This window comes from Micromonospora sp. NPDC051296 (assembly GCF_040682255.1).
GTDB classification, from domain to species: Bacteria; Actinomycetota; Actinomycetes; order Mycobacteriales; family Micromonosporaceae; genus Micromonospora; species Micromonospora craterilacus.
Genome location: NZ_JBFBAO010000238.1, coordinates 1 through 11,047, shown reverse-complemented (window position 1 = coordinate 11,047; position 11,047 = coordinate 1). Strand labels below are relative to the sequence as shown.

Sequence of the window (11,047 nt, the reverse complement as noted above, 5' to 3'; positions counted from 1 at the left end):
GACACCCGCGTGAAGGTCGACATTGGCCGGAGCAAAGGCAAGATCACCATCGAGTTCGCCACCGTCGACGACCTGGAGCGGATCGTCGGCATCATCGGGGTCGAGCAGGAGGAGCCGGAAGGCTGAACCGCTTGGAGACCTGACGGCTCTGACGGCCGCGCCCTCGCAATGCGAGCGCGCGGCCGTTCTGTCGCTGAGTGGCTCTTTCCCCGCTGGCGCGAGCCTCTTGCTGCCGGGGCCGGTACCGCCCGTGATTGTCGTGGCTGAGACGCCCGGCCCGGGACTGCCGGCGGGTAGCCCGCTTACCGGCCCGCACGACGCCGGCAGCAGGCCTGCGGATGCCCCGCCGTGGTGCCCTGCCATCCGCGCCGCTCGCAGCGAACCAGCCGTCGTGACGCGAGGCCGTCGCGGTGGCTGTAGATGGCGTCGAACCGAACGGACGGAGCGCCGGCACTTAACGGGATCGTCGGTCTGGTGCTGACCGATGTGACAGCGCCGAATGCCATGTAGCCCGCCCTAGCGCCTCACACGCGGCCTACCGCCCCACTGGCATGGGTTGGCGGGCCAGGCGGGTTTACCGGGTCCACCGGCTTTACCCGGCCCGGTAACGGCCCGGATCGGTCTGGTGAGACGAGCGGCCCAGTGGCTGGCTAACCGGTGAGGCCCGGCGGGCCGGGTGAAGCCGACAGCAGGGTGAGGCTGATGGCCGGGTGAAGCCCACGGGCCAGGCGAACCGGATGGGCCGCCATGGTCGGAATTGGCCCGCCAGGGCGCGCTCAAGCCGCCGGTGTCATCGAGGAGCAACTGGACGCTGGCTCCAGGGCGCACAGCCTCACGGTCACCGCCACACCGATCCAGCCGAAGGTCCCGGCGGCCAGCCGGACCCGGTGTCTCGACCGCCTTGGGGCGGCCACGGCGGTGACCGATCGCCGAGCGGGCCCGGCTGCTCGGGTCAGGCGTGGAATTCGCTCTACCGGGGCATGGAACGGGCTTAGTCGGCGCCGCGCGTGGTCTGCCACTCGGGCGACGGTTGGCCGGCAGCGCGGAACTTTACTTCAGCAGCGGTGTGGGGCGGCCGGCCGCTCCGACACGGGGCCGTTTGGGCATCGGCGCATGAGCGGCTGTTCATCGTCGGCTGGCACCGGTGCAGCCGTGGCTGGTTTGATGGCCTCGAGTGGGCTGCGCTCCCTCGTGGTACGGCCGCTCCGCCGGCAAGCTGCCGATCCAGGGCGGCCTCGTTTCACGTGAAACGCGCCAGCCCTGCGGCATCCACGATCTGCGCCTCATGCACGCTCCGCCTCAAGCGCGCCCGCCTCATGGGGGCCGCCTGATGCCGGTCCGCCTCCATGCGGGCACTGCGCCCACCGGCCCCGCCGAGCGCCTGCCGGCGCTGTACATGCCGGTCGGCACGAAGCAGCCCCAAGACCGAGGGCTCGGTTTCAACGGCCGCCGACTCTGGTCCTGGTTCCGTGGCCACGGCCCTGAGGGATGGTGCCGGCGGTTCAGCTCGCCCGCTAGAAGTGCGCCAGGCGATCCTGGACGACCCGGATGGGAAGGGCCCGCTAAGGCCCGCTGCCGCGCCGGCACCTACCCGGCCAGCCGGGCAGCGCTGCCGTGAACGGGTCAGCTCGACACGGCCTGGCTCCCCATGCCGTCAACGCGCCGTGCTCGCCGTGACTTACGCCGGGGGATAGTGGCGGCCCTGCGGCACCCGGGGTGGGTGCGGTTCACGGCATCGGACGGACCACGCTCGCCGACGGCGGCCACGTCCGTTGTGCCACGTCCCGGTGCGGCCGATTGCCTCCGCCTCGAAACGGTGCCTGGCTTTGGCGAGGGGCGTTAGTCCGTAGCTCGACCGCCCGTCCCGCCGGTGCTCGGGCCGCCGTCGCAGGAACGGATCGTCGTGGGGTGGTGGATGTCACCAGGTGGCGTCTCCGGCAGGCGGTGCGGCAAGGGGGCCGGCGGGCGACAGCCTCACGGGTAGGCCCTGTTTCACGTGAAACGAGACCGCCCCCGGCGTGGCTGTCGACCCGCTCGGAACGACGGTGCCGGCACCCCGATGTTATCCACACCGGTTTTCCACAGGCCGTCGCCGTTTCACGTGAAACGAAGGGCTGAAACCCCTTGTTGAACCGTGGATGACAGCCGACTTCAGGCACCTCGACGGCCTGTGGATAACTCTGGGGACAGTCGTTGAGTGGTCGACTGTCGGCCGTCCGAGCCTCCGTGAAACGGAACGTGATTCAGGTAGGGACAGCGGTGCCGGACTCGGTTAGGGTCAGCGTCGTGCACGACACCCCTCCCTCAGTCCCGGACTTCACCCAGTGGCCGTCCTTTCCCTTCGAGGGTGACCTGCGGGTCAAGCGACTCGACGACCCGGTCCCGGTCGAACCGCCCCGCAAGGGCGAGGCCCACCGGGAATGCACCGCCTGCCAGGCACCCGACGACGCCTACATCTGGGTCGGCGACCGGTGGCGCGTACGCGCCATGGACCGCCCCACCGGCCTGCCGATGGTCCTCATCCTTGAATCGCGGTCGCACCTGGATCTTGGCGATCTACCCAACCTGCTCGCCGCCGAGTTGGGCGTGATGACGGTACGACTCGAGCGGGCCATCCGTTCGCTGGACGGGGTGGCTCGGGTGCATGTGAACCGTTGGGGAGACGGGTCGGCCCATCTCCACATGTGGTTCCTGGCCCGCCCGTACGGGCGACTCCAGCTCCGCGGGACCTTCCTCTCCCTCTGGGACTCGATCCTGCCGCCCATCTCCGAGGACACGTGGCGAGAGAACCTGGCCCTCGTGGCTGCCTGGCTCGCCGAGTTCGGCGGACGGCCCCTGGCCGAGCCGCCCCGCATCCAGTGGCAGGCTCCGTCCAGCCTCGCTGCGCAGTCAGCCCCCGCCGAGGGGCAGACGCCGGCCGAAGGCAGCACGCCGCCCGGTCGCAGGACCGGAGGCGGGTCATTGTTGGAGGCGATCGGGGAGGGGGTCGAGCTACCCGACGTGCCGGGTGGTCCGGAGGAGTCCACGGCGACCGGCGCTGTCCCGCCGGACAGGACCGCCAGCGAAGCGCTGCCGGAGGCAGGTTCGGCGAAAGCCGGTCCGGAGGCGGCAGCAGAAGACGATGAGCACCGCGGTGGTCAGGGTGGCGGCGGCCTCCGCCAGGAAGAGCGCACGTCGCCGGAGCAGAAGCCGGCGGTGGAAGCTCCCGCGCCGGTCCGTCCCGTGCCATCGCAGCGGGCGACCACCGGTGCGTCGGACACGGAGACGGAGACCGCCGACGCGGACGCGACCGCGAAAACCCGCGGCACGGAAGCGGCGGCGCTGGCAACGAGCGCGGAGAGGACTCCCGCCGACCGAAGCGCCGAGTCACAGTCGGCCGGCGCGTCAGACGGCGCGGCCAGCCCGGCCGGCAGGCCGACCAACACCTGAGCGCGCGCCGTCCAAGGGAGTCGCGAGGACGGCAACGACGCTGACCGGGTGGCCCGCCGGCTCCCCAAGGCTTCGAAGGGCCGTTCGCCTAGGCGCGGACGGCCCTTCGAAGGAGCAGCCGTGGCTGGCAGGACGCAGGCGGGCGTCGCCGGATCCAAAGCCCCGCAGAGACCGTAGGAACCGTGCGGTGGGCGGCGGGTCCAGCGGCGTTGGAGGTCTTCCGGATACCACGGCGGTATCCGGGATGCGGTTCGTCAGCGAGCGGCGGCGCGGGCGACCAAGCTGCTGATCACGCGGCCGAAGTCCAGCCCGGCCGCCTGAACCGCGAGCGGCAGCAGCGACGTCTCGGTCATCCCCGGGGAGACGTTGACTTCTAGCACGTGCGGCTGGCCGGCCGAGTCCACGATCAGATCGACCCGACTGAGGTCGCGGAGGCCGAGAGCGGTGTGGGCGGCCAACGCGACCTGGGCCACCGCCTCGGCCACCGATGGCTCCAGCCGGGCCGGCGTGTGCCAGGTGGTCCGGCCGGCGGTGTAGCGGGCGGCGTAGTCGTACACCCCGTTGCGCGGCACGATCTCGACCGGCGGCAGGGCCTGCGGTCCGTCCCCCAGGTCGATGACGGAGACCGCCACGTCCATGCCGGGCACGTAGCGCTCCACGAGCGCGGTCGGGTCGTACGCGAAACAACCGACCATGGCGGCCGGCAGCGACGCGGCGTCCCGGACCACGGCGGCGCCGAGCCCCGAACCGCCCTGGGCCGGCTTCACCATCAACGGCAACCCCAACCGGTCGACGATGCGGTCCAGCACGGCCACCGCGCCCAGTTCGCTGAACCGGTCGTGCGGCAGCGCGACCCAGTCCGGGGTCGCGATGCCGGCCTCGCGGAGCACCGCCTTCGCCGACGGCTTGTCCCAGGCGAGCCGGGAGGCCCGTGCGTCGCACCCGACGTACGGGACGCCACAGAGGTCGAGCACCCCGCGCAGTGACCCGTCCTCGCCGGTGGCACCGTGCAGGGCGATCATCACGGCGTCTGGCGGATCGGCGGCCAGCGCCGGCAGCAGGGCGACGTCGGCGTCGCGCAGCTCGGCCTCCATCCCGACGGCCCGCAGCGCGTCGAGCACCCGACGGCCGGAGCGCAGCGACACGTCCCGCTCGTACGACAGACCGCCGGCGAGCACGAGCACGTGCAGGTCTGATGTGGCGGAAGTGGACTCGACGGGTTCTTCGGCAGCGGTGGCACCCATGCCGGGCATCATGCCAAGTCAGGTCCTGGGGCGTCCGAGCCGGCCCGGCCACGCCGGGCACCCGGCCCGCCGACCGCGCCGAACACCCGCCGCATGGCGATGTCCTGCTCCATGACGCTGGCCAACCGGCGGACGCCCTCCCGGATCCGCTCCGGCGGAGGGAACGAGAAGTTGAGCCGCATGTGGCCGTTGCCCGTGCCGTCGGCGTAGAAGCCGGTGCCCGGCACGTACGCCACCCGGGCGGCGATGGCGCGGGGCATCATCGCCTTCGAGTCCAGCCCGTCCGGCAGGGTCGCCCAGACGAAGAGACCGCCGCCGGGAGTGGTCCACCGGGTGCCGGCGGGCATCAGATCCGCCAGCGCGGCGAGCATCGCGTCCCGCCGCTCGCGGTAGACCTCCCGGTAGACCTTCAGCTGCTCGCGCCACGGCATCGTGCTGAGGTACGTGCTGACGGCTGACTGCGCGTACGCGCTGGGGCAGAGGATCTGCGCCTCGCTGGCGATCACCAGCTTGTCGCGTACCGCGTGCGGCGCGAGGATCCAGCCGACCCGCAGCCCCGGGGCGAAGGTCTTGGAGAAGGTGCTGAGGTAGAAGACCCCCTCGCGGCGGCGCGCCCGCAGCGGCGCCGGTGCCTCCTCCTCGAAGCCCAGCTGGCCGTACGGGTCGTCCTCGACGACCAGCAGGCCGGCGCGCTCGCAGATGTCGAGGACCCGCTCCCGCCGCTCCTCGGTCAGCGTCACGCCGGCCGGATTCTGGTAGGTCGGGATGGTGTAGAGGAACTTCACCCGCCGGCCAGCGCGAGCCTGGTCCGCGATGGCCGTCTCCAGCGCCTCCGGGATCAGCCCGTCGTCATCCATCGGCACGTGTACGACCTGCGCCTGGGCGGCCTGGAACACCCCGAGCGCGCCGACGTAGGTCGGCCCCTCGGCGAGCACCACGTCACCCGGGTCGAGGAAGAGCCGGGCCACCAGATCGAGCGCCTGTTGCCCGCCAACGGTCACCACCACGTCCTCCGGGGAGGCGCCGCAGGCGGCGTCGATGCCGGAGAGGGCCATCACCTCGCAGATCCGCTCCCGCAGCTCCAGGGTGCCCTGGCCGATGCCGTACTGCAGCGTGGTGGTCCCGTGCTCGGTGCCGAGCCGACCGAGCATCTCACCGACGGCGTCCAGCGGGAGAGCGGCGATGTAGGGGGCGCCACCGGCGAGCGAGACCACCTCCGGCCGACTGGCGACCGCGAACAGCGCGCGGATCTCCGAGGCGGTCATCCCCCGCACCCGGCGGGCGTACCGGTCGGTGTAGTCGTCGAGTGTCGTGCCGGTCATGACATCACCTCGATGGCTGCTCGGGCGGCTCTCGTCCCGGGTACCCGGGACACCGGCGACCATGGCGGCACGGCGCGCCGAGTGTCGATGGTAGCCGCCGCAGACCGCCCAGCGCGCCCTCGAATACGCCCGGGTCCACATGCCGGACCCCTGGCGGGCGCACCTGAGGTGGGCATTCGCGCGTCCTCTCCCGCACCGCCGATCAACGGCGTACGATCGCTCGTCGGGGGCAGGAACGCGGGGGCAGGGATGCGGCGGTGCCGTCCGGGCCGGTCCCACTGCCGAGCCTAGTGTGGGGAAGCGCCAATGTCGCGACGTCTGGTCAGCCTGACCCTGGACACCCTGGAGGACCTGCCCCGTCCGTGCCGGCAATGCGTCTACTGGGAGCTTGATCCGGTTTCCGCCGACCGTGCCTGCGCCGCTGGCGACCCGGGGCTGGAGAAGGAGGCGTGGGTCTCGCAGACCCTGCTGGAATGGGGTTCCTGCGGCAAGCTGGTCTACGTCGACGGGATGCCGGCCGGCTTCGTCATGTACGCCCCGCCGGCCTACGTGCCCCGCTCGATGGCGTTCCCCACCTCCCCGGTTTCCGCCGACGCGGCGCTGCTGATGACCGCGAACGTGGTGCCCGCCTTCGCCGGTGGTGGCCTCGGCCGGATGCTGGTGCAGGGGGTCGCCCGCGACCTGACCAAGCGTGGGATCAAGGCGATCGAGGCGTTCGGTGACGCCAAGTTCGGCGACGCCGCCGATCCGGCCGGCGCCTGCGTCGCGCCCGCCGACTTCTTCCTCTCGGTGGGCTTCAAGACCGTCCGTCCGCATCCCCGCTTCCCCCGGCTACGGCTGGAGCTGCGTACGGCGTTGAGTTGGAAGTCGGACGTCGAGTACGCGCTGGAGAAGCTGCTCGGCTCGATGAGCCCGGAGTCGCTGCTGCGCCCGGTGCGCCCCACCCCGGCCACCCGTTCCTCCGCCGGCTGACCCGCCCGACGCCGCGCCCGCGCCGCCCAGCCGCCCCGCCCGTTCAGTTGCCCGAGCTGGTCAGTCGACCACGGTGCCCGCGGCGACCGCCGCTCGCAGCTCGCTTACGTCGATCGAACCGGTCGGCACGTCGCGCTCGATCGGCAGGTACATCCGCTGCACCGCCGCCACGATCGCCTCGACCAATTTGTCCCGGAAGCGGGGGTCGACCAGCCGCCTCCGGTCCGCTGGCGAGGTGAGGTAACCGACCTCGACGCGTACCGCCGGCATCCGGGTGAGCCGGAGCAGGTCCCACGCCTTGGCGTGGGTACGGCAGTCGCGCAGCCCGGTACGCGCCACGATCTCCCGCTGGACCAGTCCGGCGAGCCGCTCCCCGGTCGCCGAGGTCACCCCGTTGTCGGTGCCGTAGTGGTACGTCGCCACCCCCTCGGCCTCCGGGTTGGCGTGTCCGTCGGTGTGCAGCGAGATGAACACGTCCGCGCCGAGGGAGTTGGCCAGCTGTGCCCGGTCGATGTCGGGCAGGCAGGTTTCCGGCGTCGGTCCACGGGTGAGCTGCACCCGTACCCCCGACGCGGCGAGCCGGCCCTCCAGCCGGCTGGCCAGATCGTGCACCAGGTCCGCCTCGGTCCAGCGCAGCGGGCCGTCGGGCACCACCACGCCCGGGTCGGTGCCACCGTGCCCCGGGTCGATGACCACCGTCCGGCCGACCAGCGTCGGGCCGGACTGCCGGATGGCGTCGGACTCGCGCAGCCACTGCGGCCGACCGCCGACCACCTTGCGCCCGAGCCGGCGCAGCGCGCCCATGGTGTGCGGGCCGCAGGTGCCGTCCGGGGTCAGCCCCACCTCACGCTGGAACTGAGCCACCGCCCGGGAGGTGCGTACGCCGTAGATGGCGTCGGCCCGGCCGACGTCGTACCCCATCTCCAGCAGCCGTTCCTGCAACGACCGGACGTCCTCGCCGGTGAGCGGCACCGGCACGGCGTGGTAAAGGGTCCGGGCACCGAGGCGCCACCGGGCGGCGTCGAGCGCGCGCCAGGTCTCCGCACCGACCCGGCCGTCGACGCTGAGCCCGCGGGACTGCTGGAACGCCCGCACGGCCTGTTCCGTGGCCGCGTCGAACTCGTCGTGGTACGGGCCGGTCGCCTTGGAGAGGAGGTCGAGACCGGTCAGCACCGTACGGATCTCGGTCACTGCGGGTCCCCGGTCACCGGGACGGATCGGACGCACGCACGACCCCCTCTGCACGGTCGGTGGCTGGCCGGGTCCGTCGGTGGCAGGACGGCACCGCGACGGGGACCAGGTGGTCACCGGCGTCCGGCGGCCCCCGGATTCGAGGTTATGCGCTGGGCGATGCGCAGGGGTGGAAAAACGCCTCGACCCCGTACCGGTGAGCCCGGCACGGGGTCGAAATGGCTGCGTCGCCGAGGGGTCAGAGCGCCGACTGGATCAACTTCACCAGTTCACCCTTGGGCTTGGCACCCGCGATCGACTGCACCGGCTCGCCGTTCTTGAACACGGTGAGCGTCGGCACCGACATCACGCGGTAGGTGCGGGCGGTCTCCGGGTTCTCGTCGATGTTGACCTTGACGATGCTGACCTGGTCGCCCATCTCGCCGGCGATCTCCTCCAGCAACGGCGACACCTTGCGGCACGGTCCGCACCACTCGGCCCAGAAATCCACCAGGACCGGCTTGTCGGACTTGAGCACGTCGGCGGCGAAACTCGCGTCGGTGACCGACTTGGTTGCTTTCACTGTTGACCCCTCCTCCGGGATGTGTCTCGTTCAGTCCTTGGGCAGCGTGGCGATGAAGCGTTCGGCGTCCAGGGCGGCCGCGCAGCCGGTGCCGGCCGCGGTGATGGCCTGCCGGTACGTGTGGTCGACCAGGTCGCCCGCAGCGAAGACACCAGGGATGCTGGTCCGGGTGCTCGGCGACTCGACCTTCACGTACCCCTCGCCGTCCAGCTCCACCTGCTCGCGGAACAGCTCGCTGCGCGGGTCGTGGCCGATCGCCACGAACACGCCGGTGACGTCGAGCACCTTGGCCTCGCCGGTGTGCACGTTCCGCACCCGTACCCCGGAGACCTTGCCGTCCGCGCCGAGGATCTCCTCGATCACCGTGTTCCACTCAACCTTGATCTTGTCGTTGTTCAGCGCCCGCTCGGCCATGATCTTGCTCGCCCGGAACGAGTCCCGGCGGTGGATGATGGTGACCGACTCGGCGAAGCGGGTCAGGAAGCTGGCCTCCTCCATCGCCGAGTCGCCACCTCCGACCACCACGATGTGCTGGTTGCGGAAGAAGAAGCCGTCGCAGGTGGCGCAGGAGGAGACGCCGTGGCCCAGGTACTCCTGCTCGCCCGGTACGCCGAGCGGGCGCCAGGCGGAACCGGTGGCGAGGATGACCGCCCTGGCCTGGTAGGCGGTCTCGCCGACCCAGACGGTGCTCAGCGCGCCCGGGTGACCGGTGTCGGCGAGCTCGACCCGGGTGACGTCGTCGGTCAGGAACTCGGCACCGAACCGCTCGGCCTGCTTGCGCATGTTGTCCATGAGCTCGGGACCGAGGATGCCGTCCGCGAAACCGGGGAAGTTCTCCACCTCGGTGGTGGTCATCAGCGCGCCGCCGGACTGCACGCCTTCGATGATCAAGGGCTTGAGGTTGGCACGCGCCGCGTAGACCGCCGCGGTGTAACCGGCCGGCCCGGAGCCGATGATGACCAGGTTGCGGACCTCGTCCACTGCCGTCTCCCAATCGTTTGACTGCCGCCACCGGCGTACCCGCCGATGCCGATCCGAGTGCCGACGCGGCGGCAACTGATGTGCAGAACGTCATCGTACGAACCGGGGATTCCCGAGCCGGTCATCCGGTGGGTCACGTCACGTGGACGGTCAAACGTACGGTGACTGCCGATTCACCCTACCCGCGTCCGGTAACGGGTGTCCGAGCCGGACCCGGGGACACCACACTCGGGCCCGCTGACCCACGCCCAGTACGCGCCGGAGACATCCGTGAAACGGATCACCAGTGCCGGGAACCCCTGGAAGCGGGCGTAATCGATGACGTTGAAGACCAGCGGCTCCTCGCCGTGCTCGGCGCTGATCTCGGCGAGGCAGGCGCTCAACGCCGCCTGGTCGCCGAGCCGCGCCAGGTCACCTGGGCCGGCGAGGCGGCCCCCGTCCTCCATGGCGGCCCCGGGCCCGGCGGGACTGGAGAACTGCTCCATCGTCGGTGCGGGGCGGGCCTTCGCCAGCGCCTGCGGGGTGTAGTCCGTGCCACTGCGTTGCGGCGGGCTGACGATCTCGAAGGGGCCCTGGGCCATCGTCCAGGACCGTTCCGGCTCGGCGGCCGTTGCCCGCTCTTCGGACTCGCGGGAGTCGTACGCGTGGGGTACGACCGGGCTCGCGCCCTGATCGCTCAGCGCGGTGCCCGCCGTCGAGTCGACACCCTGGTTGGGACGGGCCAGTTGGAGCGCGCCCAGCCCGACGACCGCCACGGCGGCGAGCGCGACCGGACCGGCCACCCGGGCCCAGCGGCGCCGGCGCCGTCCGGGTCGGGTCGGGGCGCTCCGCTCCTGTCCCGGTCGTATGGTGCGGCTGGGCCGCCGGGGCCCACCGAGCGGCTGGGCCGGCACGGCGGCCGGCTTCGCGCCGATCGGAACCGCGTCGGGGTCACCGGTGGCTTCCGGATCGTCGGCGGACGAGGTCTCGGCGGGGTCCGCGGCGTCCAACGCGGCGAGGATCCGGTCGGCCACTGCCGACGGCATCTCCGGTGCCGGCCCAGCCCATTCGGCCAACTCGGCGCGGACACCGGCGACGGCCGGTGCCAGCAGGGCGTGGGCCTGCGCCCAGGCCGGGTCCTCCGCGACGAGCCGGGCGACCTCGGCCGCCTCCGGGGTGCCGTCCAGCGCGCCGCCGAGGTAGTCGGCGAGCAGGTCGTGGTCGACCCCGCTGAACTCCCCGGTACTCACGCTTCCTCCTGGTTGGCACCCGGTCGGGACCGTCCCGACCCCGATCGGACGCTTTGCGGCGCTCTCGGGTTCCCGCGGGTGACCCCCGGCACGTCCGGAGCGTCGGGGGGCGGCGGC

General features: G+C 71.9%; 8 protein-coding genes and 1 pseudogene. 3 read left to right on the top strand and 6 right to left on the bottom strand.

What is annotated here, in order from left to right; genetic code table 11:
• Both AB0M52_RS22790 and AB0M52_RS22785 read left to right on the top strand, forming a co-directional pair.
• A pseudogene (locus tag AB0M52_RS22790) lies at positions 1-126 on the top strand (chromosome partitioning protein ParB); the annotation flags it as partial.
• Positions 127-2,511: 2,385 nt separating this feature from the next.
• On the top strand, positions 2,512-3,429 hold the full coding sequence (locus AB0M52_RS22785) for a hypothetical protein (protein ID WP_363957019.1): 918 nt from the start codon (positions 2,512-2,514) through the stop codon (positions 3,427-3,429).
• A 254-nt stretch (positions 3,430-3,683) separates the two neighbouring features.
• Here the strand turns inward: AB0M52_RS22785 and AB0M52_RS22780 are convergent, their stop codons facing one another.
• Together AB0M52_RS22780 and AB0M52_RS22775 are read right to left on the bottom strand one after the other, a co-directional pair.
• Positions 3,684-4,673 carry a D-alanine--D-alanine ligase gene (locus tag AB0M52_RS22780; RefSeq protein WP_363957016.1) on the bottom strand — a complete coding sequence of 330 codons (990 nt, stop codon included), beginning with the start codon at positions 4,671-4,673 and terminating at the stop codon, positions 3,684-3,686.
• A gap of 8 nt (positions 4,674-4,681) precedes the next feature.
• Positions 4,682-5,995: a PLP-dependent aminotransferase family protein gene (locus AB0M52_RS22775; protein ID WP_363957013.1), complete on the bottom strand. Its 1,314-nt coding sequence runs from the start codon at positions 5,993-5,995 to the stop codon at positions 4,682-4,684.
• Between the two features lie 306 nt (positions 5,996-6,301).
• Here AB0M52_RS22775 and AB0M52_RS22770 point away from each other — a divergent pair, with 306 nt between their 5' ends.
• Positions 6,302-6,967, top strand: coding sequence for a GNAT family N-acetyltransferase (locus tag AB0M52_RS22770; protein ID WP_363957011.1), 666 nt, complete (start codon positions 6,302-6,304; stop codon positions 6,965-6,967).
• Between the two features lie 60 nt (positions 6,968-7,027).
• Here AB0M52_RS22770 and AB0M52_RS22765 read toward each other — a convergent pair whose 3' ends face one another.
• The 4 genes from AB0M52_RS22765 to AB0M52_RS22750 all read right to left on the bottom strand — a co-directional run bounded on the left by AB0M52_RS22765 (position 7,028) and on the right by AB0M52_RS22750 (position 10,930).
• The gene (locus AB0M52_RS22765; protein ID WP_363957008.1) at positions 7,028-8,194 is read right to left on the bottom strand and encodes an N-acetylmuramoyl-L-alanine amidase; all 1,167 of its coding nucleotides are present in this window, start codon (positions 8,192-8,194) and stop codon (positions 7,028-7,030) included.
• A gap of 202 nt (positions 8,195-8,396) precedes the next feature.
• The gene (gene trxA, locus AB0M52_RS22760) at positions 8,397-8,720 is read right to left on the bottom strand and encodes a thioredoxin (RefSeq protein ID WP_363957006.1); all 324 of its coding nucleotides are present in this window, start codon (positions 8,718-8,720) and stop codon (positions 8,397-8,399) included.
• A 30-nt stretch (positions 8,721-8,750) separates the two neighbouring features.
• Positions 8,751-9,701, bottom strand: coding sequence for a thioredoxin-disulfide reductase (trxB, locus tag AB0M52_RS22755; RefSeq protein ID WP_363957003.1), 951 nt, complete (start codon positions 9,699-9,701; stop codon positions 8,751-8,753).
• 173 nt (positions 9,702-9,874) lie between these two features.
• Positions 9,875-10,930, bottom strand: a complete 1,056-nt coding sequence (locus AB0M52_RS22750) for a hypothetical protein (protein WP_363957000.1) — start codon at positions 10,928-10,930, stop codon at positions 9,875-9,877.
• Positions 10,931-11,047 lie beyond the last annotated feature (117 nt).

What these genes read in the sequence shown, in the direction of transcription:
- AB0M52_RS22775 (WP_363957013.1), bottom strand. Translation starts at nt 5,995, where the DNA reads ATGACCGGCACGACACTCGACGACTACACCGACCGGTACGCCCGCCGG.
- AB0M52_RS22770 (WP_363957011.1), top strand. Translation starts at nt 6,302, where the DNA reads ATGTCGCGACGTCTGGTCAGCCTGACCCTGGACACCCTGGAGGACCTG.
- AB0M52_RS22780 (WP_363957016.1), bottom strand. Translation starts at nt 4,673, where the DNA reads ATGGGTGCCACCGCTGCCGAAGAACCCGTCGAGTCCACTTCCGCCACA.
- AB0M52_RS22785 (WP_363957019.1), top strand. Translation starts at nt 2,512, where the DNA reads ATGGTCCTCATCCTTGAATCGCGGTCGCACCTGGATCTTGGCGATCTA.